Source organism: Pseudomonas sp. HP_12, assembly GCF_055283955.1.
The window spans coordinates 72,276-97,820 of sequence record NZ_JBTOQG010000008.1; the positions used below are offsets into that span (position 1 = coordinate 72,276).

General features: G+C 61.4%; 19 protein-coding genes. 11 read left to right on the forward strand and 8 right to left on the reverse strand.

Annotation, left to right across the window (positions count from 1 at the left end; all coding sequences use genetic code 11):
• Positions 1-59: 59 nt before the first annotated feature.
• Together ACYASU_RS08015 and recQ are read right to left on the reverse strand one after the other, a co-directional pair.
• Complete coding sequence (locus tag ACYASU_RS08015; RefSeq protein ID WP_065986915.1) at positions 60-494, reverse strand: MarR family transcriptional regulator; 435 nt, start codon at positions 492-494, stop codon at positions 60-62.
• Between the two features lie 174 nt (positions 495-668).
• Positions 669-2,795: a DNA helicase RecQ gene (recQ, locus tag ACYASU_RS08020; protein ID WP_192170974.1), complete on the reverse strand. Its 2,127-nt coding sequence runs from the start codon at positions 2,793-2,795 to the stop codon at positions 669-671.
• A gap of 210 nt (positions 2,796-3,005) precedes the next feature.
• Between recQ and ACYASU_RS08025 the strand changes: the two genes are divergently transcribed.
• Positions 3,006-3,593: a UPF0149 family protein gene (locus tag ACYASU_RS08025; protein WP_192170973.1), complete on the forward strand. Its 588-nt coding sequence runs from the start codon at positions 3,006-3,008 to the stop codon at positions 3,591-3,593.
• A 75-nt stretch (positions 3,594-3,668) separates the two neighbouring features.
• Here ACYASU_RS08025 and pap read toward each other — a convergent pair whose 3' ends face one another.
• A complete protein-coding gene (gene pap, locus ACYASU_RS08030; protein ID WP_192170972.1) occupies positions 3,669-5,171 on the reverse strand; it encodes a polyphosphate:AMP phosphotransferase in 1,503 nt (500 codons plus the stop codon).
• 157 nt (positions 5,172-5,328) lie between these two features.
• Complete coding sequence (locus ACYASU_RS08035) at positions 5,329-9,627, reverse strand: dermonecrotic toxin domain-containing protein (protein WP_463582472.1); 4,299 nt, start codon at positions 9,625-9,627, stop codon at positions 5,329-5,331.
• A gap of 136 nt (positions 9,628-9,763) precedes the next feature.
• Between ACYASU_RS08035 and mnmC the strand changes: the two genes are divergently transcribed.
• The 9 genes from mnmC to ACYASU_RS08080 all read left to right on the forward strand — a co-directional run bounded on the left by mnmC (position 9,764) and on the right by ACYASU_RS08080 (position 22,089).
• On the forward strand, positions 9,764-11,770 hold the full coding sequence (mnmC, locus tag ACYASU_RS08040) for a bifunctional tRNA (5-methylaminomethyl-2-thiouridine)(34)-methyltransferase MnmC2/FAD-dependent 5-carboxymethylaminomethyl-2-thiouridine(34) oxidoreductase MnmC1 (RefSeq protein ID WP_463582473.1): 2,007 nt from the start codon (positions 9,764-9,766) through the stop codon (positions 11,768-11,770).
• Between the two features lie 149 nt (positions 11,771-11,919).
• The gene (locus tag ACYASU_RS08045) at positions 11,920-12,588 is read left to right on the forward strand and encodes an ABC transporter ATP-binding protein (protein WP_463582474.1); all 669 of its coding nucleotides are present in this window, start codon (positions 11,920-11,922) and stop codon (positions 12,586-12,588) included.
• Between the two features lies 1 nt (position 12,589).
• The gene (locus ACYASU_RS08050) at positions 12,590-15,070 is read left to right on the forward strand and encodes an ABC transporter permease (RefSeq protein WP_463582475.1); all 2,481 of its coding nucleotides are present in this window, start codon (positions 12,590-12,592) and stop codon (positions 15,068-15,070) included.
• Positions 15,060-16,157, forward strand: a complete 1,098-nt coding sequence (locus tag ACYASU_RS08055) for a lipocalin-like domain-containing protein (protein WP_463582476.1) — start codon at positions 15,060-15,062, stop codon at positions 16,155-16,157. The genes ACYASU_RS08050 and ACYASU_RS08055 overlap by 11 nt, the downstream gene beginning before the upstream one ends.
• Before the next feature lie 135 nt (positions 16,158-16,292).
• Positions 16,293-16,520 (forward strand): hypothetical protein, encoded by a 228-nt coding sequence (locus ACYASU_RS08060; RefSeq protein ID WP_172611188.1) that lies wholly within the window; start codon positions 16,293-16,295, stop codon positions 16,518-16,520.
• A gap of 437 nt (positions 16,521-16,957) precedes the next feature.
• Complete coding sequence (locus ACYASU_RS08065; RefSeq protein ID WP_463582477.1) at positions 16,958-18,730, forward strand: N-acetylglutaminylglutamine amidotransferase; 1,773 nt, start codon at positions 16,958-16,960, stop codon at positions 18,728-18,730.
• A 3-nt stretch (positions 18,731-18,733) separates the two neighbouring features.
• Positions 18,734-20,482: an N-acetylglutaminylglutamine synthetase gene (gene ngg, locus ACYASU_RS08070; protein WP_463582478.1), complete on the forward strand. Its 1,749-nt coding sequence runs from the start codon at positions 18,734-18,736 to the stop codon at positions 20,480-20,482.
• A gap of 127 nt (positions 20,483-20,609) precedes the next feature.
• Positions 20,610-21,794 carry an osmoprotectant NAGGN system M42 family peptidase gene (locus ACYASU_RS08075; protein ID WP_192170963.1) on the forward strand — a complete coding sequence of 395 codons (1,185 nt, stop codon included), beginning with the start codon at positions 20,610-20,612 and terminating at the stop codon, positions 21,792-21,794.
• A gap of 64 nt (positions 21,795-21,858) precedes the next feature.
• Positions 21,859-22,089 carry a YheU family protein gene (locus tag ACYASU_RS08080; protein WP_065986890.1) on the forward strand — a complete coding sequence of 77 codons (231 nt, stop codon included), beginning with the start codon at positions 21,859-21,861 and terminating at the stop codon, positions 22,087-22,089.
• A gap of 44 nt (positions 22,090-22,133) precedes the next feature.
• Here ACYASU_RS08080 and csrA read toward each other — a convergent pair whose 3' ends face one another.
• The 3 genes from csrA to ACYASU_RS08095 form a co-directional block, all read right to left on the reverse strand.
• On the reverse strand, positions 22,134-22,331 hold the full coding sequence (gene csrA / locus ACYASU_RS08085; RefSeq protein WP_192170962.1) for a carbon storage regulator CsrA: 198 nt from the start codon (positions 22,329-22,331) through the stop codon (positions 22,134-22,136).
• 201 nt (positions 22,332-22,532) lie between these two features.
• Positions 22,533-22,865 (reverse strand): YnfA family protein, encoded by a 333-nt coding sequence (locus ACYASU_RS08090; protein WP_463582479.1) that lies wholly within the window; start codon positions 22,863-22,865, stop codon positions 22,533-22,535.
• Between the two features lie 72 nt (positions 22,866-22,937).
• On the reverse strand, positions 22,938-23,750 hold the full coding sequence (locus ACYASU_RS08095; RefSeq protein WP_463582480.1) for an SDR family oxidoreductase: 813 nt from the start codon (positions 23,748-23,750) through the stop codon (positions 22,938-22,940).
• Positions 23,751-24,198: 448 nt separating this feature from the next.
• On the opposite strand from ACYASU_RS08095, the gene ACYASU_RS08100 reads away from it, so the two are divergent.
• Complete coding sequence (locus ACYASU_RS08100) at positions 24,199-24,357, forward strand: DUF3309 family protein (protein ID WP_020290439.1); 159 nt, start codon at positions 24,199-24,201, stop codon at positions 24,355-24,357.
• Positions 24,358-24,964: 607 nt separating this feature from the next.
• On the opposite strand, the gene ACYASU_RS08105 is transcribed toward ACYASU_RS08100, so the two are convergent.
• Positions 24,965-25,234, reverse strand: coding sequence for a hypothetical protein (locus ACYASU_RS08105; protein ID WP_282366282.1), 270 nt, complete (start codon positions 25,232-25,234; stop codon positions 24,965-24,967).
• Between the last annotated feature and the right edge of the window lie 311 nt (positions 25,235-25,545).

The window sequence follows — 25,545 nt, forward strand, 5'->3', positions numbered from 1 at the left end:
AAATAGAACAGGATGTTTCGCCCGCATCAATGTATTTGTCGCGGGCGTTCGAGCGGTTTTCAGGATTTTTCGAGATTGGCGAGGATTTTCGAATGAACGCGCATGCACATGAGCAATTCTTCTTCGTCGATGCCGGCAAACAACTCGTGGCGCAAGGCCGTGGCGATGGTTTCGATTTTCTCGATCAGCGGCCGCGCCGTGTCGCACAGAACGATCTTTTTCGCCCGACGGTCTTCGAGCACTGCCTGCCGCAGAACCAGCCCCTGATTTTCCAGGCTGTCCAGCAACCGGGCCAGGGTCGGCCCTTCAACGCCCACGCTCTGGGCCAGTTCACGCTGGGTCGGCGGCGTTTTGAAACGGGCCAGATGCAGTAAAACCAGCCAGCGCGCCTGGGACAATCCCAGGTCAGCCAGCCGGCGATCCAGCTCGGCACGCCAGCCCCGGGACATATGGGCCAGCTGCATGCCAAAGCGGTGTTCTTCGGTTAACGGCATAGGTAACTCGATGGTTAAAGGCGATTCCTAATTAATAGGCAGCTAACCATGGAGCCCGGCATGAGGCAAGCGCCTGGACGCGGTGATTCGTCGCACAGGCCGGGATGCGGCGGGTATGCCTTTGGATTGCCTTGAACTGCTTGAACGTCTGCAACCGGCCGTGGTGGCGAAGGGTTAAACCTCGAATTCGGACTGCAACGCCGCGCGCACGCAATACAGCACCCCTTCGGGAACACGGCCGGTGAACAGCTCGGCAATGGCGGCAACGGGGGGCAGCTCGCCTTCGCCGTCGAGGAACGCGTCCTGAATCTCGGTCATCAGGTCTTCGGGCAGGTCCAGCGCCTGATCCAGCGAAAGCTGCTGTTTACCGATCGCTTCGGCGAGCATCGTATAGACGTTCTTCTCCGAGCACTGCAGTTGCCCGGCGATTTGCATCGGGGTCATGCCGGCGCGGGCGAGGCTGATGAGCTCATGCCGCACATCGGCGACCACACGCGGCGCGGGTGCAGCACCGCCGAGCACTTCGAGGAATGCCTCTCCGTAACGCTCCAGCTTGCGCGCGCCCACCCCGCTGACCCGGCCCATTTCAGCCATGGTCCCCGGCTGGCTGCGGAGCATTTCCAGCAAGGTCGAATCCGGGAAGATGACATACGGCGGTACGCCATGTTCTTCCGCCAGTTTGCGCCGCAACGTACGCAGGGCTTCCCACTGTTCGCGCTCTTCGCCGCGCACCAGCTGGCTCGCCGGGCTGCCGGAAGCTTTCGCGGTGGTCTGCGGTTTCAGGTCACGGCGCAACTGCAAGGTAACTTCGCCACGCAACAGCGGTCGGCATGTGTCGCTCAGGCGCAGGCCGCCGTAGCCTTCCAGATCGATGTCCGCCAGACCGCGCGCCACCAGCTGTCGGAACAATGAACGCCACTCGCCTTCGCTGCGGCTCTTGCCGACACCGAACACCGCCAGCTTCTGATGACCGAAGCTCTGGACCTTGTCGTTTTCCTTGCCCAGCAAGACATCGACCAGATGGCCCACACCGTAGCGCTGGCCGGTCCGATAGATCGCTGACAGCGCCTGCCGCGCAGGTTCGGTGGCGTCCCAGGTCTGCACACCATCGACGCAGTTGTCACAATGCCCACAGGGGTTGGGCATGATTTCGTCGAAGTAGGCGAGCAGCGACTGACGCCGGCAGCGGGTTTCTTCACACAGCGCCAGCATCGCGTCGAGCTTGTGCTGCTCGACGCGCTTGTGGCGCTCGTCGCCTTCTGAGTTCTGCAGCATCTGCTTGAGCATCAGAACGTCTTGCAGACCGTACGCCATCCATGCATCGGCCGGCAGACCGTCGCGCCCTGCCCGACCCGTCTCCTGGTAATAGGCTTCCAGCGATTTGGGCAGATCCATGTGCGCCACGAACCGCACGTTGGGTTTGTCGATGCCCATGCCGAATGCAATCGTGGCAACCATGATCAGCCCTTCCTCATTGAGGAAGCGCCGCTGATTGCCGGAGCGGGTCTCGATGGGCAAGCCGGCGTGGTAGGGCAGCGCCGGATAGCCGTTGTCGCTAAGGAACGCCGCGGTCTCTTCGACCTTTTTGCGCGACAGGCAATAGACGATGCCTGCGTCGCTGCGCCGCTCGGACAGAAACGCCAGCAACTGCTTGCGCGGCTGTTCCTTGGGCACGATGCGGTAAAAAATATTCGGGCGATCGAAACTCGACAGGAAGCGCTCGGCGTTCTGCAGATGCAGGCGCTCGACGATCTCTTCGCGGGTGCGCTTGTCGGCCGTGGCAGTCAGGGCAATCCGCGGCACGTCCGGGAACAGCTCGGCCAGTTGCCCCAGCTGCAGGTATTCCGGACGGAAATCATGCCCCCACTGCGACACGCAGTGGGCTTCGTCGATGGCGAACAGGGCGATTTTGAGGTTCTGCAGAAACGACAGCATGCGCGGCTGGACCAGACGCTCCGGCGCCAGGTACAGCATCTTGATTTCGCCCAGGCGAATGCGGTTGGCGAGGTCGCGCTGCTGTTCGGCGCTGAGCGTGGAATTCAGCGCGGCGGCTGAAACACCGAGTTCTTCCAGCGTCGCTACCTGATCGTCCATCAACGCAATGAGCGGCGAAACCACCACCGCGAGGCCGTCGCGCAAAAGGCCCGGCACCTGGAAACACAGGGATTTTCCGCCCCCGGTGGGCATCAGCACCAATGCATCACCGCCACTGGCCACGCGCTCGATAATGGCACCCTGGCGACCACGGAAGCTGTCGTAGCCGAAGATGTCTTTAAGTACGCGTTGAGCCTGGTCGAGCATAAATACCCCGGATGGTGCCGCAACAGCGGTCGAGAATCGCTGTGGAAATCGCAAAGCGCGGCAGTATACCGGAGCGCTCCGACAGATTGGACAGCGGCGACACCGGCGGTCGAAATTAACCGGAATACCGATTCCAGTGGCCTCGCCGCTGGCGCCGGGCGCCCTCAGGGCCTAGAATTCAGCATCGTTTATTCCCAAGGTAGTCTGTCAATGTCCTTCGCTGAGCAATTACACCGCCTGCAAGCCTTCCTCGATGCCGATGAGCTGCATGACGAAGCGCTGGACTACGTAGCCGCCCACGGCTATCTGACCGCGCTGTCCATTTGCGCCGAAACCGTGCCGGATCGCGAGTGGATCGACGCACTGTTCGCCGAGCCTCCGCACTACGCTGACAAAGCGCAGCACGAGGAAATCGAAGCCACGCTGATCCAGCTCAAGGCGCACATCGCTCGTCAGCTGGCGTCGGACGAAGAGTTCGAATTGCCGTGCGATCTCGACTTGGGCGATGACCCCGACGACTCCGAGCTGCGTGGCTGGTGCATCGGTTTCATGGAAGGCGTGTTCCTGCGCGAATCCGCCTGGTTCGAGAACGACGAAGAGGAGGTCAGCGAGATGCTGCTGCCGATCATGGTCGGTTCCGGTCTGTTCGATGAACAGCCTGAGTTCGCCGACATCGCCGCCGACGCCAACCTGATGGACGACATGATCGTGCAGATCCCGGAAGCGCTGACCGCGCTGTATCTGCTGCTGCAGGCCCCGGATGAAAAGCCGGCGATCCTCAAGCCGCGCCACCACTAAGCTCGACAATAACGTCCCACCGTTACCGATTGAGAAGCGTACGAGCCGACTCCGGCTCGTACGTCCCCCTCCCTGCTACTTGTGCTTCTTGTCACTCTTCTTGAATGCCGCCTCGATCGCTTCGTTGATCGTGCGCAGTACCTTTACCCGTGCCCAGCGTTTGTCGTTGGCCTCGACCAGCGTCCACGGGGCGATTTCAGTGCTGGTGCGGTCCACCATATCGCCCACCGCCTCGCGGTAAAGCGGCCACTTGCTGCGGTTACGCCAGTCATCCTCGGTGATCTTGTGGCGCTTAAACGGCACCTTCTCCCGCGCCTGAAAACGCTCTAGCTGGGTTTTGTCGTCGATCGCCAGCCAGAACTTCACCACCACCACGCCGAAATCCGTGAGCTGCTCTTCGAAGTCGTTGATCTCGCTATAAGCCCTCAACCAGTCCGCCTCGGAGCAGAAGCCCTCGACTCGCTCGACCAGCACGCGCCCGTACCATGACCGATCGAACACGGTGAATTTCCCCCGCGCCGGAATCTGACGCCAGAAGCGCCACAGGTAGGGTTGGGCCAGTTCGTCCTGACTGGGCGCGGCGATTGGCACGATGTGGTACTGCCTTGGATCGAGGGCTCCGGCGACCCGTTTGATCGCACCGCCCTTGCCCGCTGCATCGTTGCCCTCGAACACCGCCACCAATGAGTGACGGCGCATGCGTTTGTCGCGCATGAGCCCCGAAAGCCGCGCCTGCTCGGTGATCAGCTGCTCGTCGTAGTCGTCTTTTTCCAGCGCCAGGGTCATGTCGAGGTTGTCGAGCAGGCTCAGCTCGTTGCTGTTGTTGGGCAAAGGGCCGAGTCCGACAAGATGGGTCGCCCCTTCAGGTGTCTTCAGAGCGTTTTGCAAACCCTCGAGCAGCAAGCGGCCAACGGTGAGACTGCGGTAATTCGGGTCAACGCCTTCGATGACGTGCCAGGGCGCGTAGTCGCGACTGGTTCGGCGCAGCACGCGCTCGCCAAAACGCACAAAGCGGTCGTAGGTCTTCGATTGCTGCCAGTCCAGCGGGCTGATCCGCCAGCTGTGCAGGGGATCATCCTTGAGGGTTTTGAGGCGCAGCTTCATCTGCCGCTTGGACAGGTGAAACCAGAATTTGAAGATCACCGCGCCTTCGTCGACCAGCATCTTCTCCAGTCGCTCGGCGCCGTTGATGGCCTGATCCAGCACGGGGTCCTTGAAGCGCTTGTGCACCCGGCCCTGGATCATCTGGCTGTACCAGTTTCCGAAAAATACGCCGATGCGGCCTTTCGGCGGCAACTGGCGCCAGTAACGCCAGACCGGCGGATGGGCCAGCTCTTCATCGGTTTGCTGATCGAAAGTGCGCACTTCGATGTAGCGCGGGTCCATCCAGTCGTTGAGCAGCTTGACGGTCTCGCCCTTGCCTGCGCCCTCGATGCCATTGATCAGCACGATAATCTGGCGCTTGCCTTGCTCATGCAGTTCGTACTGAGCTTCCAGCAGCGCCTCGCGCAGCGCCGGGACTTCAGCGTCGTAGGTTTCGTCGTCGATGGTGTGGCCGATTTCAGCGGATTCGAACATTCAAGGCTCCCTTCAGGATCGGTCAAGACTAGCAGGCGGCGGGCAGCGCCGATGCAGGTTATGACCGCCAACCGCTGCGATGGATCACAGCAGCGGGAAACATTCGGTTGCGGGTTTAACGAGGCGGCACCGTGGGAGTGCCACCTTGTTCAGCAAATTACCAGCCCGCGCGGTACAGATCGGTCAACTGCGTGAGCATCAGCGCCTCGGCCGCATCGCGTTCGGCGATGAGGGCCAGGCCCTGTCGGTGGTACTCGTCTGGATCGGTTGGCGGATGCTCTTCAAGGGCGGCCATGCGTGCGCGCACGGATTCAGTGGCCAAAGCCAGCGCGGGCGCATGCTCGGAGCGCAACCGCGCGTTCCATTGCTGATCACTGATGGCGAACTGCAGAAAAGCCGGGCCGCGTTCTGCTTCCAGCACCTGGCGACGAGCGTCCAGCAATGCCCCACGGTCGACCGCCGCCAGACGCGCCCAGACCATGCGGTAAGGCTGACCGGGCAGCCCGAGTTCCTCCGCGAGCCCGACGCGGTAGGCCAGTCGCACCTCGGCATGATCCAGCGCCATCCCCAGGCTTTCGCGCCGGGCAATCTCCGCATCCGCAATCGCCTGCACTTCGTTGAGGCGGAAAAGCTGACGCAGGACACCCAGCAAGGCGTCCGTGCGTTGGCTTTCTGCAACGCCCCGCAGCGCACCATGGCTGTAAACCGCGACCTGGATGTCGCTGAAGATCAAGCGCGCCCCGTCCTGACAGGTCTGGTTGGCGCCGAACAAGCGGTCGTTGGCCATGACCTCGATCTGCCCGCGCAACCCGGCATCCTGCGCAGCTGTTTCCAGAACAGTGAGCACTTCACTGGCAAGCTCGGCATGGAACTGGCGGAAGTCCGGGGTTTCCCTCAAACGCTGCAACAACACCAGCAGATGAGGCGCATCGGCGGCCTGTTCGACCTGCGTCCACGCTGCCAGCAACCGCTGATTCAACACATCTTCCCCCGTGCGCAACCACACCTGCGCCGAGGGTCTGGCAGCACCCGCGCTCGGACCAGCGCGGTGACCATGGGACGCGGACTCATCATCAGATGGCTCAGAGTCTGTGTCCATCGGCGCGCCTTCGACGTGGATTTCGCGGATGTCTTCGGGAAAGTCGTAATCGAGCTGATAGCGATGACCGTAGCCGGTATCGTTGCGCCAGTAATCCTCAAGGTCTTGGCGGTTGAACGGGTTGTTGTAGGCGTAGATCACCGTGTGCTGGCCATCATCCCTTGAGTTTTCGATCACGTCGGAAGGGATGTCGGTGATCTGGTTGTCACTGATGTCCAGCTCGCCAAGGCCCAGCGAATCGGTCCATTCAGGCCACTGGGTAAGGCCGGTGTTGTTAATCCACAAGGTCGACAGGCTCAGGCGGCTGGTGTCGGTGAATTCACCCAACTGGCTGCCGGCCAGACTCAGGGAATTCAGCGCGGGGATGTCCATCAGTGTGTCCATGGCAGGCTGGCCCAAGGGCCATTGCATGTTCTCCAGCGAAAGGTGCTGGAGGGACTCAAACTGCGGTAACACACTCGGGAGCTCGGTGAAGCTTCCGCGCACGTTCAAGTGGGTCATGTTCGGAAAGTTCGCCAGAAACGCATTGGCAGCGTTGGTATCAAACTGCACGTTATTGAGCTCGATCTGTGTGATGTCCCCATAGAAACTTTGCAACGGCGGCAATTCCGGCATTGTCAGGAACTCAAGCGTCAGCCAGCGCGTACCCCGTGGCGCATCAGCATGGCTGTAGCGCCAGGCCCGACCCAGCGCGTTGGCCACACGACGCCGCGCCAGACGTTCACCGTCATTGAGCAGCACGCTGATATCGTCGGCTTCCGCCCAGGCGATCAGGCTCACGTGCAACTGGTCATAGGCCACAGCACGAGCGCGCGTCGCGTGCAGCAGTTGCTCCAGTGATCGCCCCCGCCGGGCCATGCCACGCACCTGCTCCGTCATCTCGAGACTCTCCGGATAGAGCTGCGCCATTGCCTGGAGCAATTGCTGATGAACCGCGCTGTCAGCCACAGGCACACCGCGCCCGCTGAGTGGGTAGCCGATGCGCCCGTCAAGCAAACGCTGCGGCGGCCTGAACCCGGTCGGTAACGTCCATTGCCCCAACTGCTCCGCCGCCCACTCCGGCTGCGATCGGACCCAATTAAAAATGCGACGCTTGAAGGCCCGTGCGCCCGTTTCCGGGTCGTTGAACCCCATCGTCTGACGACTGCTCTCTGGCAGCGCACGCAAGAGCGCGGCAAACAGGCTGACCCTTTTCTCCGACTCCTCGGTACCCGCTACCTGAAAGCCTTTGTCGCCCTTGATCAACACACGGCATTGCGAGGCACTCTTGGCGCCAATGCTGTCCAGCAAAGACCCGGTGGTGCTGCCCTCCCTCAGTTCGATGCGAAGGTCAGCGGGCCATCCCGGGAATGTTTCAAGGCTGCGCAACGTCAGGCGCTGGAGATCGGCGTTGGCCGTGCTGGGCGTCAGAAAGAAACCCTCCAGCGCTCGGTTCATGCGGGTCTGACGCAGATGCCCACGGACCTTTCCGGCCACTTCGAGCGGAATGCGTTGGGTGTCCAGCATGGCCAGTTTCTGTTCGCTGGCGGTTTCAGCGATCAGCTCCTGTCCTGCCGCCAACGTGAGGGACGGGAAATCCCGTCTGAGCAGTACGATCAGCGGATCGCTCGACTGCTCGCTGGCGAGGTACGCCGCGTTGAAGGCGTCGGCTGAGTCTGCCGCCTGCTGACTCAGGCGAAAACGCTTGGCGGTATCGAGCAGCGCTGCGGGTGCCGATTGATTGGCGATGTGCAGTGCGGCCAGATGCTCTTCATCTACCCCGCTCACTGCCATTATTCGGCCGACGGTGTTGTCGTCGATGTCCGCGAGTTCCGGATGCAAACGACGCAAAGCCACGCTCACATCGGTCAGGCGTAGGCCACCTGCAGCGTTTCGGGCGGGAACGCTGCGTTTGATGAACGACGGTGGCTGCGACCCACCGGCTTCTGCCGCCATTGCGCCGGTCACGGCACCTGCGACACCCAGCGCCCCGATGAATGCCAGGTTTTCCGCGACATTGCCCAAGTGGTCCAGCGCCTCATCCATGTCGCCATGGCGCCACGCTTCAATGCCTTCGAATGTCTCGTCGAGCAATTGCGCCCCCGCGACAACCATCATGACTTCGCCCAGACCGGGAACGAACAGCGCGGCGATATTCAGTGCATCCAGGCCGTAGTTCAGCCAGTCAGCGAGGCGCTGGTCGCGGGTTTTCTGGTCCTCGTCGTCGGTGGGGACGGCGAGCACGCGAGCGTCATCCTTCAGTCGCAGCAGTTGATGAAGATAGAAAACATCACCCAGCGCGCCGCCCATATCGATGGCTTCCAGGTCGAGGAACGCATTCTGATCCACTTCCGAAACGCTGATCAGCTGTCGGTGAAAACCTTTGCCACGGGCGACGCTGTGCAGGACATGGGGCGCCAGGCGTTCGTGCAAGCGTTTGAAGAAAGCGCCTTTGCTGCGCTCGGGAATGAAGCGATCGAAGTAGCGTTGATACGCCTCGGAGCGCAGTTTGGTCCGCAGCGCCTGTGTGAAATGTTCCAACGAGGGGTAGGACTGGATTGCGCCACTGGCTTCCCCCGGCAGGTACACCACGCAACGCGTCTGCTCGGTGGATTTGAATAACAGCGGGCCGCGCAATTTGTAGCCCAGCAGTTGCAGGGTGGACACCTGATGCGCGGGGCCGTAGGCGTCGAGCTGCAGCAGCCTCTGGTACTGCGCCTCATCAATAGAGCCCTTGAGGTATGCGATGTGGGAGTCGACCCGCAAGGTCAGACGGGCGTGCTCGATAATGCGCGACTTGATGTCATTGCTGTCCAGACTTCCGGGGACGTCCGGCCTCGCGACGGGGTGCAACACATGATGCAAGTGCCGTTGATACTGGCCGCCCAGGTCAAGCCGGCGGCACAGTTCGATGAAGCGACCGGGACTAACCCTTGATGGATGAACGGCTTCCGGCCGCGCCGATGTGTCCGGCGTGCCGCCAATGATTGCCGAGGTGCTTTCACGATCAGCGTCCGTCGCTTCGACCGCTTCGAAATTTTGCAGGGCGGCGGCCAGCATCGAACGTGTGCTGGAACCCTGAGGCGAAGCACGACCTGTCAGCCAGTCGCGCTGGAATCTGGCGTGGAAGAAGCGGTCGCGGTCTACATCGAGACCCGGACCGAATTCGGCGTCCAGGGCCTGGGTCAGCAACGGCCGCGCAAATGACGGCAGGTCCTGAATGCGCTGGAACACCTGCTTGAGGTTTTCCCGAGCGGCCTGCGCGAGGGTCATGTCCTGACGCAGGGCATCGCGCATTGCCGGGGTCGCCTGGATGAACCATTGCGGCAGCGTGTCCTGGATAAATGAAGTCGTAAGAGCCTGACTGGCGGTGTTCATGTGACGTCCTTGTTTCTGCGTGTGATCAAAGGCGCATAGATAAACAGGAACGCAGCCGCAAAGTGGCATACATATGTAGTGCACGCCTCCCCGGACGCTGGAGTAACATCGCCACCTCGCCCGCCCCGAGCCGAACATGACCACCACTGACCACACCCAGATCGCCGATGACCAGATTGCCCACGCCCAGATCGACTGGGACGAACACGGCAATCCGCATTCACGGGTGTTCGCCGACGTTTATTTCTCGACCGGATCGGGCCTGGATGAAACCCGCCATGTGTTCCTGACCCAGAACGAGCTGCCCGAGCGCTTTGCTGCGTTACCGGCGGGTGGTCGGCTGGTGATCGGCGAAACCGGGTTTGGTACTGGATTGAATTTCCTGTGCGCCTGGCAGCTGTTCAATGCCAGCGCAGTGGCAGACGCCCGCCTGCATTTCGTCAGCGTCGAAAAATACCCGCTGACCCGTGCCGATCTGGAACGCGCGCTGAATTTGTGGCCCGAGCTCAAGGAGCAAGCGGATCAGTTGCTGGATCAATACGTGGCGGTGCATCAGGGCTTCCAGCGCTGGGTCTTTGAGGGCGGCCGCGTGACCCTGACCTTGCTGGTTGGCGATGCGCTGGACATGCTGCCGCAGCTGGACGGACAGATCGACGCCTGGTTTCTCGACGGTTTCGCCCCCGCGAAAAACCCGGAAATGTGGACGCCCGAACTCTTCGCAGAGCTGGCGCGGCTGGCGGCACCGGGCTCGACCATCGGCACCTTTACCAGCACGGGCTGGGTGCGCCGGGCATTGAACGCAGCCGGTTTCAAGATGAAGCGCGTGCCGGGGATCGGGCATAAGTGGGAAGTGCTCAAAGGCCGCTTCATCGGCTGGCCAGAAAGCGTGCCAACGCCCCCGCGCGCCAAACCATGGTTTGCCCGGCCGACGTCACCGGACGGCCCGCGCACGGCGTTGGTAATCGGCGCAGGCCTGGCCGGCTGCGCCACTGCGTCAAGTCTTGCCGCGCGCGGTTGGCACGTCAGTCTGCTGGAACGTCACGGGGATTTGGCGCAAGAAGCATCGGGCAATCCGCAAGGCGTGCTCTATCTGAAGCTGTCGGCCCACGGCACCCCGTTGTCGCAGCTGATCTTGAGCGGATTTGGTCACACCCGCCGTTTGCTGGAACGCCTGCAACGGGGCATCGACTGGGACGATTGCGGCGTGCTGCAGCTTGCCTTCGAAGAGAAAGAGCAAGCGCGGCAGGCGCAACTGGCGACGGCGTTCCCCGAGGATCTGCTGCATGTGCTGGACCGGGCTGACGCCGAGTCACGGGCCGGTGTCGTGTTGAAGAGCGGCGGTTTGTTTTACCCCCAAGGTGGCTGGGTGCATCCGCCGGCGTTGTGTCGCGATCAGGCCAGCGCAAGCAACATCAAGCTGCTGACCCACAATGACGTGATCGAGCTGCGGCGGGACGGGGCGCTGTGGCAGGCGTGGGATGGCGAGCGTCTGCTGGCTTCTGCTCCCGTCGTCGTGTTGGCGGGCGCAGCCGAAATCAAACGCTTCCCGGCCAGCGCTGACCTGCCCCTCAAGCGTATTCGCGGGCAGATTACCCGACTGGCTGAAACCCCCGAAAGCCAGGCGTTGACGACTGTCGTGTGCGCCGAGGGTTACGTGGCGCCTGCGCGCGGCGGCGAACACACGCTGGGGGCAAGCTTCGCCTTCAACAGCGATGACCTGACGCCGAATACGGCCGAACATCTCGGCAATCTCGAACTGCTAAGAGAGATCTCCGAGGACCTGACCCAGCGGCTGAACGCCACCGCGCTGCCAGCAGAGGGTCTGCAAGGTCGCGCCGCGTTTCGCTGCACCAGCCCGGATTACCTGCCCGTCGTCGGGCCGCTGGCGGATCGGGGGGCGTTTCTTGAAGCGTACGCCGTGCTGCGCAAGGATGCGCGCCAGACGCCGGATACCGAATGCCCATGGCTCGCCGGGCTGTACGTCAACAGCGGTCACGGCTCTCGCGGTCTGATCACTGCGCCGCTGTCCGGCGAACTGATTGCCGCCTGGCTGGATGACGAACCTCTGCCGCTGCCGCGAAGCGTGGCCGAAGCCTGTCATCCCAACCGATTCGCGCTACGCCGGCTGATTCGCGGGAAGTAGAGAGGCCTGCGGTATCGGCTGTCCAGGCGCCCGTCGCCGCTATCCGACGCAACTTCTTGCTCCTGCCGAAGATCCACTGCTTCGCCAGCTACATCGGCTCCGGCCAAACCGTTATCCTCCAGCCCATCCCTCCATTCAGGTGCGTGTCGATGCTGCAAGTCCAGGGTGTGTTCAAAAGCTATGCCACGGCCCAAGGCCCATTGGCCGTCTTGCGTGGCGCGGACCTCCAACTGGATCAGGGCGGCAGTCTAGCTTTGATGGGCGAGTCCGGCAGCGGCAAGAGCACGCTTCTGCATCTGGTGGCCGGTCTGGACCACGTCGACAAGGGCAGCATCGAGGTCGCCGGGCAGCGTCTCGACCAGATGAACGAAGCGCAGTTGGCCAACTGGCGGCGTACGGAAATCGGCCTGGTGTTCCAGCAGTTCAACCTGATCGGCAGCCTGAAGGTCGAAGACAACCTGGCGTTCCAGGCGCGTCTGGCCGGGCGCTACCTACCCGAATGGCAGACCGAACTCACCGAGCGGCTGGGTTTGGGCGCGCTGCTCAAGCGCTACCCCGAACAGCTTTCCGGCGGCCAGCAGCAGCGCGTTGCGATTGGCCGGGCTCTCGCGTCTCGCCCGGCGCTGCTGCTCGCTGACGAACCCACTGGCAACCTCGACGAAGCCACCAGCGATGAAGTGCTGCAACTGTTGCTGGACCTCCTCGCCGATAGCACGACCAGCCTGTTGATGGTGACCCACAGCCCGAGGGTGGCGGCGCGATTGCAGCGTCAGGCCGTGCTGCATCTGGGTCGGCTGGTCAGCGAAGGCGAACGCTGAGATGTCTGTCTTCTACTGGACGTTGAAAGCGCTGCTCAGCCACTGGCGGCGCCATCCCGTGCAGTTTTTCAGCGTGCTGACCGGCCTGTGGCTGGCGACCAGCCTGCTGACCGGCGTACAGGCGCTGAACAGTCAGGCCCGTGAAAGCTACGCCAAAGCCAGTCAGATGATCGGTGGCGAGCCGCAGAAGATCCTGGTCTCGCCCAACGGCGCCAACTTTTCCCAGGACCTGTTCGTGACCTTGCGCCGGGCGGGATGGCCGGTCTCCCCCGCACTCCGCGGACGCGTCACCCTGAAGGAAGCGCCGGAGCAGCGCCTGACCGTGCTCGGCATCGAGCCAGTCTCACTGCCGGTGAACACCGCGCTGGCCGGGCAATCGCTGGACACCGCGCAGATCGTCGACTTCTTCACCCCTCCCGGCACCACCTGGATTTCCCCGCAGACCCTCGCGGCCCTCGGTCTTCATGAAGGCCAGCAGCCGGTCATCGACTCCGGCAAGGTGCTGCCGCCACTGCGTGGGAAAACCGACATGGCGCCGGGTGTACTGCTCATGGACATCGGTTTCGCCCAGCAACTGCTCAACCAGCCCAATCAGATCTCGCGGCTGGTGCTGCCCAAGGATTTTGCCGAAAACGCTCCTCCCCTGCCGGCCGAGCTGAACGGCGAACTGGTGCTGCGCAAAAGCGGCGAAGACAACGACCTGGGCAGGCTCACCGAGAGCTTCCACCTGAACCTCGACGCGCTGGGTTTTCTCTCGTTCGTAGTCGGGCTGTTCATCGTGCACGCGGCCATTGGTCTCGCGCTGGAACAGCGTCGTGGGCTGCTGCGCAATCTGCGTGCCTGCGGGGTCAGCGCACGTGGGTTGATGGTGAGTCTGGTGGTCGAGCTCGGGGTGCTGGCCTTGCTCGGCGGCATCGCCGGCGTCATCAGTGGTTACTGGCTGGCGAGCGCGCTGTTGCCCGATGTTGCGGCGAGTCTGCGCGGGCTGTACGGCGCTGAAGTCGCGGGCCACCTGAACCTGAGCGTCTGGTGGTGGCTGAGCGGATTGGGCGTCAGTCTGCTCGGCGCGTTTCTCGCGGGCGCCAGCAGCCTGCTGCGCGCGGAGCGTCTGCCCTTGCTGGCGCTGGCCAATGCCCAGGCATGGCACGAAACCCACGCCAAATGGCTGCGACGCCAGGGCTGGGTCGCCGGGATTTCGGCGTTGATTGCAGTATCGGCCGCGCTGTTTGGCGACAGCCTGGCGCTGGGCTTCGTGTTGATGGCCAGCCTGTTATTGAGTGCGGCCCTGGGCCTTCCGGTGCTGCTCAACCTGTTGCTAAACGCACTGTTGGGCAGGAGCCGTTCGGTGCTGGGTCAGTGGTTTCTCGCTGACTGCCGACAACAATTGCCGGCCCTGAGCCTGGCGCTCATGGCCTTACTTCTGGCGATGGCAGCAAACATCGGCGCGGGTAGCATGACGTCGGGGTTCCGCCAGACGTTCACCCACTGGCTGGAGCAACGCCTTAGCGCCGAGCTGTACATCAATCCGCAGAATCCCGCCCAGGCCGCGCCGTTGCAGCAGTGGTTGAGTCAGCAGCCGCTGACCTCGGCGGTGCTGCCCAACTGGCAGGTGTCGCTGCAGCTGCATGGCTGGCCGGCCGAGCTGTATGGCGTCATCGACCATCCGCACTATCGCCAGCACTGGCCACTCTTGGAATCGGCGAGCGGCGATGCCTGGAAGCAACTGGCGCAGGAAGACACGCTGATGCTCAGCGAACAACTGGCCCGCCGTCTGGATGTCAGCGTTGGCGATGAGGTGAAACTGCCGGCGCCGGACGGGCCGTGGCCGCTGCGCGTCGTTGGCATTTATGCCGATTACGGCAATCCCAAGGGCCACATGCTGGTGAACGCCGACCACCTGCTCAAGCACTGGCCGCAGCTGACGCCCAACCGTTTCAATCTGCGCATCGATCCCCACGCCATCCCGCAACTGCTGCGGGTGCTGCACAACAAATTCACCATCGACGACAACCGCATCGTCGATCAGATTCAGCTCAAAGCCTGGTCGCAGCAGGTCTTCGAACGCACCTTCGCTGCCACCGCAGCCTTGAACAGCCTGACGTTGATGGTCGCTGGCGTTGCGCTGTTCATCAGTCTGCTGACCCAGAGCCAGAGCCGCCTCTCACAACTGGCGCCGCTGTGGGCGCTGGGCGTAACGCGGCGGCAATTGATGCTGCTCAATCTGGCGCAGACCTGGCTCCTGGCGGTGCTGACGCTGGTGCTGGCAATTCCGCTGGGGCTGTTGCTGGCGTGGTGTCTGGACGCAGTGATCAACGTGCAAGCCTTCGGTTGGCGCCTGCCGCTGCAGGTGTTCCCGATGCAGCTGTTGCGGCTCACGCTGCTGGCGATGCTCGCCACACTGCTGGCCTCGGCATGGCCGCTCTACCGTTTGTACCGCACCCGCCCTGCTGATTTGCTGAGGACTTTCGCCAATGAAGGTTAAGGCCCTGATCCCGCTCGTTGGCCTGTTGCTCGTCACCCTGCTGAGCGGCTGCGACGACAAACCGGAGGAAGAAAAAGGCTTCGCAGGGCTTGCCGACGACGCCTCGATTTACGCGCAGGTGACGCCGGACAAGCGCTTCGTGTTCCCCGACGATCATGGCCCCCACGATGATTTCCGCATCGAGTGGTGGTACGTCACCGCCAACCTCAAGGATGCCGACGGCCAGTCGTTTGGCGTGCAATGGACCCTGTTTCGCAATGCCCTCCCACGCGCGAAAGGGCTGCAAGGCGATGGGTCTGGCTGGAATAACCGCAATCTGTGGATGGGCCACGCCGCCGTGACGTCCCAGGACGATCATTTCGCAGCGGAACGCTACGCCCGCGGCGGCGTGCAGCAGGCCGGGGTGACGCTGGCACCGTTCGCAGCCTGGATAGATGACTGGTCCTTCACCAGCCAATCTGCCACCGATGACCCGCTGGCGGACATGCAGTTGCAGGCCAGCAGTCCGCAGTTCAACTATCGCCTACACCTTAAAGCCACGAAGCCGTTGGTGCTGCAAGGCAAACAGGGCTTCAGTCAGAAGTCCGAGCAGGGTCAGGCGTCGTACTACTACAGCCAGCCGTTTTTTCAGGCGGACGGCAGCCTCGAGATCGACGGCAAAACCTATCAGGTGTCCGGGCCCGCGTGGCTGGACCGGGAGTGGAGCAGCCAGCCGCTCACCGATAATCAGACGGGCTGGGACTGGTTCTCACTGCATCTGGGTGATGGCACCGAAGTCATGCTCTATCGCATGCGGCAAAAGGACGGCGAGCCGTACCTCACCGGGACATGGATCAACGCCGATGGCAGTACCGAGCAATTGGCAGCGAAGGATATCGAACTGGTCCCGGAAGACACCACTGACGTTGAAGGCCGCGACATGCCCACGCGCTGGTCGGTGAAAATACCGTCGAAGGCCGTGGACATTGCTGTCGAAGCGCTGAACCCCCAAGCGTGGATGAATTTGCAGATTCCCTACTGGGAAGGGCCGGTCACCGTGAGCGGTAGCCACGGGGGTGTCGGGTATCTGGAGATGACGGGCTACTGACACGCCGCCGAGACCGACCGTAATAATCATCTAAAGTTTCCTGACGGCTGCCGATAAACAAAGCATCGGACAGTGAACCCAATACCCCAACCCCGTCAGGCCAGGACGCCTGCTTCAATAGCGTCTGGAGCCTCGATGTCTACACTAAGCTTGAAAGATATGCAGCTGGATCTCGAAGATTCTGCTGCCTACTTTGACTCTCTGTCGCAATTTCTCGAAGGCCATGCCATTTACCTCAAGGCTCAAAAAGTTGTGTGTCGACAAGAGGACCTCATGCTCCTCGAAAGTCATGCCGGTAACCTCGCCAACTCGGTGAGGTACATCAAAACCGCAGCTTTACGGATCGCCAACCGCTCGCGTTGACTCGGGCGAGATATGCGCTTCCCAGGCATCACGTGGGCAGCGCCTCTTGCACCTATGAGCGAGTCGACATCCCACGAAAAACGTCGTCGGTGATTAAAAACCCGGCCACGCCTCCCTCCCTTGCAATGTTTTTTTATTGAACGATCCACGCCTGCTGGTACTCGATAAAGCTAGGCCGCTGACGGCAGCGCGCCCTGATGACGTGTTCGCGCCGATAGGAAGCGGGCTTGTGCCAGGGCTGTATCTCCGCGCCGGGACAGGGCCGAATCGTTACTGGCTGAGTGCATTGCGCAGGCTCGGGATTAGACAGCGCAGGATGTACGACACGCGCCATACGTACGCAATCATGCGCCTGATGCCCGGAATGAACCCGGCATCTATCGCCGCGCAATCCCAGTAACGCCAAACACGCCGAAAACATAAAGGGTTTAGGACAGATGTGCGGATTAGCTGGCGAACTACGCTTTGACAATCAACCTGCGGATCTCGCCGCAGTAGAACGTATCACCCATCATCTCGCGGCTCGCGGCCCGGATGCGTGGGGGTTTCACAGCCAGGGGCCAATTGCCCTCGGCCACCGTCGATTGAAAATCATGGACCTGTCGGACGGCTCGGCGCAGCCGATGATCGACAGCCACCTGGGCCTGTCCCTGACCTTCAACGGCGCGATTTACAACTTCCCGGAACTGCGTGCCGAGCTCGAAAGCCTTGGCTACCAGTTCCACTCCGGCGGCGACACCGAAGTGCTGCTCAAGGGCTACCACGCCTGGGGCGCTGACATGCTGCCCAAGCTCAATGGCATGTTCGCGTTCGCCATCTGGGAGCGCGACAACAGAAGCCTGTTCATCGCCCGCGACCGTCTCGGCGTCAAGCCGCTGTACCTGTCGCGCACCGACAAGCGCCTGCGTTTTGCGTCCGCGCTGCCCGCGTTGCTCAAAGGCGGCGACATCAGCCCGATGCTCGACCCGGTCGCGCTCAATCATTACCTGAATTTCCACGCCGTGGTGCCTGCGCCGCGCACGTTGCTGGCCGGTGTGGAAAAACTGCCGCCGGCGTCGTGGATGCGCGTGAGCGCCGAAGGCAAGGTCGAGCAGAAAGTCTGGTGGACCCTGCCCTATGGCCCGCGTGCCGACGAAGCGAATCTTACCCTCGAAGACTGGCGCGACCGTGTGCTCGACAGCACGCGCGAAGCCGTTGCCATTCGTCAACGCGCTGCGGTGGACGTTGGCGTGCTGCTGTCCGGCGGCGTCGATTCCAGCATGCTGGTCGGTCTGCTGCGTGAAGTGGGCGTGAAGGATCTGTCGACTTTCTCCATCGGCTTCCAGGACGCCGGCGGCGAACGCGGCGACGAGTTCCAGTATTCGGACCTGATCGCCAAACACTACGGCACTAACCACCATCAACTGCGCATCAAGGAAAGCGAAATCATCGAGCAACTGCCCGCCGCCTTCCGTGCGATGAGCGAGCCGATGGTCAGCCATGACTGCATTGCTTTTTATCTGCTGTCCCGCGAAGTGGCCAAGCACTGCAAGGTGGTTCAGAGCGGTCAGGGCGCGGACGAGTTGTTCGCCGGTTATCACTGGTACCCGCAAGTGGACGGCGCCAGCGACCCCTACGCCGCCTATCGCGATGCGTTTTTCGACCGCAGTTACGCCGAATACGCCGAGACCGTTACGCCAAAGTGGCTGACGGCGAACGACGCGGCAGGTGATTTCGTGCGCGAGCATTTCGCGATGCCGGGCGCTGATGCGGCCGTGGACAAAGCCCTGCGACTGGACAGCACGGTCATGCTGGTGGACGACCCGGTCAAACGCGTCGACAACATGACCATGGCCTGGGGCCTCGAAGCACGCACCCCGTTCCTCGACTATCGACTGGTCGAGCTGTCGGCACGGGTGCCTGGCCGCTTCAAGTTGCCGGACGGCGGCAAGCAAGTACTCAAGGAAGCGGCGCGACTGGTGATCCCGTCCGAAGTCATTGATCGCAAGAAAGGTTATTTCCCGGTGCCGGGCCTCAAGCATCTGGAAGGCGATACGCTGAACTGGGTCCGCGATCTGCTGCTCGATCCAAGCCAGGACCGTGGCCTGTTCAACCCGGTCATGCTCGACAAACTGCTCACCGATCCACAGGGTCAACTGACGCCCCTGCGCGGCTCCAAGCTGTGGCAGCTCGCAGCGCTGAACCTGTGGCTCAGCGAACAAGGACTCTGACCGATGAAAGCCAACGCTTCGATTCATAACCAGCGTTTGCTGCGCGGCCAGGCGCCGTCGTACGAGCGCTTGCAGGCTCGCCTTGCCGAAGACGGCAGCACGCCTGAGACAGAACCGCTGGCTCTGCATTGCGGCTGGGGACGGCTGCTGATTGGCCATACCTACCCTGACCCGGCAACCCTCGCGCAAGAGTTGCTCAACGAAAAGCAGGGCGAGCGCGACATCGCCCTGTATGTCGCCGCACCGCAACAGGTGCTGGCGCAATCGCCGCAACAGTTGTTTCTCGATCCGTCAGACACGCTGCGCCTGTGGTTCAGCGATTACCGCCCGGCCCAGCGGGTGTTTCGTGGCTTCAGGATTCGCCGAGCACAAAGCGAAGGTGACTGGACCGCGATCAACAATTTGTACATCGCCCGTGGCATGTTGCCCATAGACCCTGCCCTGCTGACGCCTCGGCACCAGGGCGGCCCGGTCTACTGGATTGCTGAAGACGAGACTACCAACGCCGTGATCGGCAGCGTGATGGGTCTGAATCATCAGAAGGCCTTCAACGATCCCGAAAACGGCAGCAGCCTGTGGTGCCTGGCGGTAGATCCTCAATGCACACGGCCTGGCGTCGGCGAAGTGCTGGTGCGTCATCTGGTGGAGCACTTCCAAAGCCGGGGTCTGGCCTACCTGGATCTGTCGGTGCTGCACGACAACGAACAAGCAAAAAGCCTGTACGCCAAGCTGGGCTTCCGCAATCTGCCAACCTTCGCCATCAAGCGAAAAAACGGCATCAACGAGAAGCTGTTTCTCGGACCCGGCCCCCAGGCAGACTTCAACCCGTACGCGCGCATCATCGTCGAAGAAGCCCATCGTCGCGGCATCGAGGTGCAAGTAGATGATGCCGAGGCCGGACTGTTCACGCTGATTCATGGCAGCCGCCGGGTGCGCTGCCGCGAGTCGTTGAGCGACCTGACCACCGCCGTCAGCATGACGCTGTGCCAAGACAAGCGCATGACCCAGAAGACGCTGAAGGCGGCGGGGCTGGAAGTGCCGGTGCAGCAACTGGCGGGTAACGGCGACGACAACCTGGCGTTTCTCGAGGAACATCAGCGCGTCGTGGTCAAGCCGGTCGATGGCGAACAGGGTCAGGGCGTGGCCGTGGACCTTCGTACGATCGAAGATGTCCAGGCGGCGGTCGAGCGTGCTCGCCAGTTCGACAGCCGTGTGCTGCTCGAAAGCTTCCACGAAGGGCTCGACCTGCGCATCGTCGTGATTGGTTTTGAGGTGGTGGCTGCCGCCATCCGCCGTCCTGCCGAGATCATCGGCGATGGCCGTCACACCGTGGGTCAGTTGATCGAGGCGCAAAGTCGCCGTCGTTCTGCAGCCACGGGCGGCGAGAGCAAGATTCCGGTGGACGACGAAACTCACCGCACCGTAGAGGACGCGGGTTTCAGCTTCGACAGCGTGTTACCGGCTGATCAGCGTCTGGCCGTGCGCCGCACCGCGAACCTGCACACCGGCGGCTGTCTGGAAGACGTGACCGCGATTCTTCACCCGGTGCTGAAAGACGCCGCCGTGCGTGCCGCCCGCGCGCTCGACATCCCGGTGGTGGGTCTGGACCTGATGGTGCCCGCCGCCGATCAGCCGGAGTATGTGTTTATCGAAGCGAACGAGCGCTGCGGCCTGGCCAATCACGAGCCACAACCGACGGCCGAGCGTTTCGTCGATCTGTTGTTTCCCCACAGCCAGCCTGCACATGGCTAAGGCGCAACCGCTGTAGCCCTGAGCCTGCCGGCGACAGGTCTGGTCGGGCGACGAATTCGTCGACACCAGACCCGTCCCGCGAGCGAGTCCGCTCTCAGCTTAATCTGCGCCACACATTGAGGTCCCTATGACGACTGCAAACATCCTTGAACCGGATCTGAACTACCTGCAGAAAGTCCTGCTGGAAATGCTCGCGATCCCGAGCCCCACCGGTTTTACCGACACCATCGTGCGCTACGTCGCCGAGCGGCTTGAAGAACTGGGCATTCCGTTCGAACTGACCCGTCGCGGCACCATCCGCGCCACGTTGAAAGGCAAACAGAACAGCCCCGATCGTGCCGTTTCCGCGCACCTGGACACCATCGGTGCCAGTGTTCGTGAAGTCAAAGACAACGGCCGACTGGGCCTGGCCCCGGTCGGCTGCTGGTCCAGTCGCTTTGCCGAAGGCAGCCGCGTCAGCGTGTTCACCGACACCGGCGTGATCCGGGGCAGCGTGCTGCCATTGATGGCGTCGGGGCATGCGTTCAATACCGCCGTCGACACCATGCCCATCAGTTGGGACCACGTTGAAGTGCGCCTGGACGCCTACAGCGCCACCCGCGCGGACTGCGAATCGGTGGGTATCAACATCGGCGATTTCGTGGCGTTCGACCCGTTGCCCGAGTTCACCGACAGCGGCCACATCAGCGCTCGCCATCTGGACGACAAAGCTGGCGTGGCCGCCCTGCTCGCCGCGCTCAAAGCCATCGTCGACAGCGGCGTCGAGCCCCTGATCGATTGCCACCCGCTGTTCACCATTACCGAAGAAACCGGCAGCGGTGCTGCAGGCAGCCTGCCGTGGGACGTGAGCGAGTTCGTCGGTATCGACATCGCGCCCGTTGCGCCCGGCCAGCATTCAAGCGAACACGCGGTCAGCGTGGCGATGCAGGATTCCGGCGGTCCCTATGACTATCATCTGTCGCGGCACCTGCTGCACCTGGGTGTGCAAAACGACTTGTCCGTGCGCCGCGACCTGTTCCGCTATTACTACAGCGACGCGCATTCGGCGATCACTGCCGGTTATGACACGCGCACGGCCCTGCTGGCGTTCGGCTGCGATGCGACCCATGGCTATGAACGCACGCACATCGACAGCCTGAGCACGCTGAGCCGTCTGCTCACAGCCTACATCATGAGCCCGCCGGTATTCGCCAGCGATGCGCATCCGTCCAACGCGTCGCTGGAGAATTTCAGCCATCAGCTGGAGCACGACGCGCAGATGGAAAGCGACACGCGCGTGCCATCGGTGGATACGTTGGTGGGGCAGCGGTAGCCTGCCCGCACGGGGCGCGATAGCATCGCCGCCCCGTGTACTTTTTGTGATTGCCGAGAAATCTATGCTGATTCCTTACGACCAACTCGAAGCCGACACCCTGACGCGCCTGATCGAGGACTTCGTGACCCGCGATGGCACTGACAATGGCGACGACACCCCCCTTGAAACCCGCGTGTTGCGGGTACGCCATGCGTTGAGCAAGGGTCAGGCGGTGATTTTCTTCGACATGGACAGCCAGCAATGTCAGCTGATGCTCAAACACGAAGTGCCCAAGGAATATTTCGAGGAATAGGCCCCTGCGCCCACAACCGGGTCTGGATGGCGGCTAAGGTGGACTTACCTCCCCGGCCCCCGGTTGGCCAGGTTCTGCAGTCGTGAGGCGATTCGTCGAATAACTTCTGCCCGATGAATTCTGACGCTTTGCGGTGCATCAATTCCCAGGCGCACTTCATTGCCGGAGATGCCCAGCACCCTCAGGGTGATGTCATCGCCAATGTTGAAGGTGTCGCCGATTTCTCGCGTCAATACCAGCATACGTCCTGCTCCTTGGCTGTAACCGAGGAAGCAGGTTGACGCTCAGGTCCCGGCGCTTCAATGCGCCAGAGCAAAATCAGTAACGCCCTTCAACCCTTCAAGACCATGGCTGACAGACGCTTCCTACGCGCCCGGGCATTTCCGGCCTGCACGTCAGAGAAAGGTCCGGCAGACGTCAGTTTGGCCCTCAAGCACGGAAAATCAGGCGGCAGACCAGCGCGGGCCGAACAGAATGATGGTGGCGCCGACGATGCAGAGGCCGACGCCGATCCAGTCCGACGTCAACGGGCGAACACGTTCGATAACGCCCAGCCAGGCAATGGAAGCGATGATGTAAATGCCGCCGTACGCCGCGTAGGCGCGCCCGGCGTAAGTGGCTTCGACCCGGGTCAACAGCACGGCGAACAGCGTCAGGCTGATCAACGCGGGAATCACCCACAGTGCGCTCTTGCCTTGGCGCAGCCACATCCAGAAGGCATAACACCCGGCGATCTCGAATAGCGCAGCGAGGAAGAACCACAGGTAATTGAGCACGATGAGCCTCGTACAGGTCAGCCGGAAAGTGCCGGCAACCCTATCAGAAAAGACCCGTGGCGAACGATTGACTCAGCTCCCGGACTTCGCCTTGGCGCGCATCTTCTCCGCCATGTTGGCCATCTCGTCGTACAGCAACTGGGGATTTTTCTGCTTGAGCTGCCAGGCCATTCGCCCTTGTTCATGGGGCAGGATCATGAATTCGCCGCTGGCGACCTGCTGGTAGATGTAATCGGCGATGTCCTTTGCGCTGATGGGCGAGCTTTCCAGCAGCTTGCCGACCTGGGCTTTCATCGCCGGCGTGGGGCCACGAAAGGAATCCAGCAAGTTGGTCTGGAAGAACGACGGACACACCACATGCACGCCGATTTCCTGCTGGCGCAGCTCGATCAGCAGGCTCTCCGACAGCGCAACGACGCCCGCCTTGGCGACGTTGTAGTTGCTCATCGCCGGGCCCTGCATCAACGCGGCCATCGAGGCGATGTTGATGATCTTGCCCTTGCTCTGTTCCAGCAGCGGCAAAAACGCCTTGCAGCCTTTGACGACGCCCATCAGGTTGATCGCGATCTGCCAGTCCCAATCCTCGAGGGACAGTTCGCCAAAGAACCCGCCTGAAGCAACGCCGGCATTGTTGACGATCACATCGATGCCGCCGAATTTCTGTTCGCAGGCCTGAGCGAATGCGGTGAGCTGGCTGTAGTCCCGAACGTCACAGCGCTGAACAAAACCGTCGCCTCCCGCTTCGCGCACCAGGCGCAGGGTTTCCTGAAGGCCGCTGTCACTGACGTCCGACAGCGCCAGCTGCCAGCCCTCGCGCGCCCAGCGCAGCGCGATCTCGCGTCCCAGCCCGGACCCTGCGCCGGTGATCATGATGCGATTGTGCATAGCAGACGCCTTGTCGGTTATTAAGAAGTCACTAGAGTGTAAACAGACAGATTGTCCGACAAACCCTTCATCAGATCGCTGAATATGGGAGGCAAACCGATGGTTTGAATGGGTGGGCACTCTTTTGGATGTATTTAGGCAGGGAGATGATTAATGGGAAGCGCCTTACATCGAACTTGGTGACCGGTTAGTTACCGCTTGGTTCCACACTAGGCGAAGTACTTTTTGCGCTTTTCCAATCAGCATTTGAATACGGAAAATTCTTTTGTTAAAGACACAGGCCTATGATTTTCCTGGCCTTTCCTGAAGATGTTATTTTTTATTCCGGCAGCTGAGAACCTTTTGATTGGTCCGACAGTCGGATCAATCAAGCAGCACAATGATTAGCCGTCGTGGCGACCTCTTGAACTGCACAGCCATCTTCCAAGAACACTAGAAGGAACTCGTCATGGGCATCGGCACAATTCTGATCATCATCCTTATCCTGCTGTTGGTCGGTGGACTTCCGGTATTTCCACACTCCCGGAGCTGGGGCTACGGTCCGTCGGGCATCATCGGTACGATCCTGGTGATCCTGCTGATATTGGTGTTGCTGGGCAGGATTTAACTGCTAAGGCTGGCATCAAAAAGAACCGCGCTTAGGCGCGGTTTTTTTATGGGCTTATGGGAGTGGTTCTGCTGGTGCAGAACTGTTTCGCCTTCGGCGACTTACTTTTGAAAAGCACCAAAAGTAAGCAAAAGTGCCTGCTCTCGGTTAGGCCCGACTTCGTCGGGTTCCTTCACTCCGGTCTCGCTCCGTGGGCCCGCGCCGAACGGGCATCCATGCCCTGACGGCGCTCTCGCCGCATCCATGCGGCTCGGCCCACTCCACGAGACCTGCGTTCAGCCTGCACCAAAGTCGCGAATGGCGGTGTTTGAGCCTTTTGTGTAGGAAGATCAAAAGCGCTTTAAAGCAGATCAAGAGCTTCCCGGCTGAAGCCGGTCCTACGGGGTGTACGCGGGATACGCGGGATAAGAGGTGTACGCGGTGCTTTTTAGTGGGACCGGCTTTAGCCGGGAAGGGGCCGGCATGAACACCGTGAATTTTAAACGTGCGCTCACCCGTTGGCGGCTGCGACTGAGCGTTGGGGAAATTGGCGGAAATAAGGATTTACAACAATCGAACAGGACGTTCTAAAGAAGCTAGGGCGTAAAGCCCTAGCGGAGTGCAGTTATCACTTTTTCTTTTTTGCAGGCTTGTCGGCTTTTTCTGCCTTATCGGATTTCTTGGCCTTCTCTGGCTTGCTATCCGCTTTCTTTGCAGCTTTTTTTGGCTCAGCCGCTTTCTTGGTGTCTTTCTTCGCGTCTTTCTTGTCGGAAGACTTCGAAAGCGCCGAGGCTGCCGCTGATTTCTTTTCCGGAGAGGACTTTTTGTCCTTCAAATCCTTGCTGGCCTTCGAAGCTTCACCTTTGGTTTTCTTGTCGTCTTTAGCCACGTTAACCACCTCTCAAAGAGTGCCGGTATTAGCACAAGGCCTGTGGGAATCTCCACACGCTGATCATTAGGCGAAGCGGCTTGAAAGCGGTTCAATCTTTTTAAGCGCCGAACGCAAAAATGACATCTGCCTCAGATTCAACCGCGCCTGCACCGTCCCGTTTGAGCGGGATGACCATAATCCGGGGACAGATTCATTTACGGTGAAGCGCTGTAAATAAATCAGTCCCCCTAGGCATTTTCAGCGTCTGAACTGCCCCCCTTCCCGGCTAAAGCCGGTCCCACTAAAAAGAACACCGCGTGCACCTGTGGGACCGGCTT

Bases quoted from the DNA above. Each gene is read 5' to 3' on its own strand.
- ACYASU_RS08015 (WP_065986915.1), bottom strand. From the start codon at position 494: ATGCCGTTAACCGAAGAACACCGCTTTGGCATGCAGCTGGCCCATATG.
- recQ (WP_192170974.1), bottom strand. From the start codon at position 2,795: ATGCTCGACCAGGCTCAACGCGTACTTAAAGACATCTTCGGCTACGAC.
- ACYASU_RS08025 (WP_192170973.1), top strand. From the start codon at position 3,006: ATGTCCTTCGCTGAGCAATTACACCGCCTGCAAGCCTTCCTCGATGCC.
- pap (WP_192170972.1), bottom strand. From the start codon at position 5,171: ATGTTCGAATCCGCTGAAATCGGCCACACCATCGACGACGAAACCTAC.
- ACYASU_RS08035 (WP_463582472.1), bottom strand. From the start codon at position 9,627: ATGAACACCGCCAGTCAGGCTCTTACGACTTCATTTATCCAGGACACG.
- mnmC (WP_463582473.1), top strand. From the start codon at position 9,764: ATGACCACCACTGACCACACCCAGATCGCCGATGACCAGATTGCCCAC.
- ACYASU_RS08045 (WP_463582474.1), top strand. From the start codon at position 11,920: ATGCTGCAAGTCCAGGGTGTGTTCAAAAGCTATGCCACGGCCCAAGGC.
- ACYASU_RS08050 (WP_463582475.1), top strand. From the start codon at position 12,590: ATGTCTGTCTTCTACTGGACGTTGAAAGCGCTGCTCAGCCACTGGCGG.
- ACYASU_RS08055 (WP_463582476.1), top strand. From the start codon at position 15,060: ATGAAGGTTAAGGCCCTGATCCCGCTCGTTGGCCTGTTGCTCGTCACC.
- ACYASU_RS08060 (WP_172611188.1), top strand. From the start codon at position 16,293: ATGTCTACACTAAGCTTGAAAGATATGCAGCTGGATCTCGAAGATTCT.
- ACYASU_RS08065 (WP_463582477.1), top strand. From the start codon at position 16,958: ATGTGCGGATTAGCTGGCGAACTACGCTTTGACAATCAACCTGCGGAT.
- ngg (WP_463582478.1), top strand. From the start codon at position 18,734: ATGAAAGCCAACGCTTCGATTCATAACCAGCGTTTGCTGCGCGGCCAG.
- ACYASU_RS08075 (WP_192170963.1), top strand. From the start codon at position 20,610: ATGACGACTGCAAACATCCTTGAACCGGATCTGAACTACCTGCAGAAA.
- ACYASU_RS08080 (WP_065986890.1), top strand. From the start codon at position 21,859: ATGCTGATTCCTTACGACCAACTCGAAGCCGACACCCTGACGCGCCTG.
- csrA (WP_192170962.1), bottom strand. From the start codon at position 22,331: ATGCTGGTATTGACGCGAGAAATCGGCGACACCTTCAACATTGGCGAT.
- ACYASU_RS08095 (WP_463582480.1), bottom strand. From the start codon at position 23,750: ATGCACAATCGCATCATGATCACCGGCGCAGGGTCCGGGCTGGGACGC.
- ACYASU_RS08100 (WP_020290439.1), top strand. From the start codon at position 24,199: ATGGGCATCGGCACAATTCTGATCATCATCCTTATCCTGCTGTTGGTC.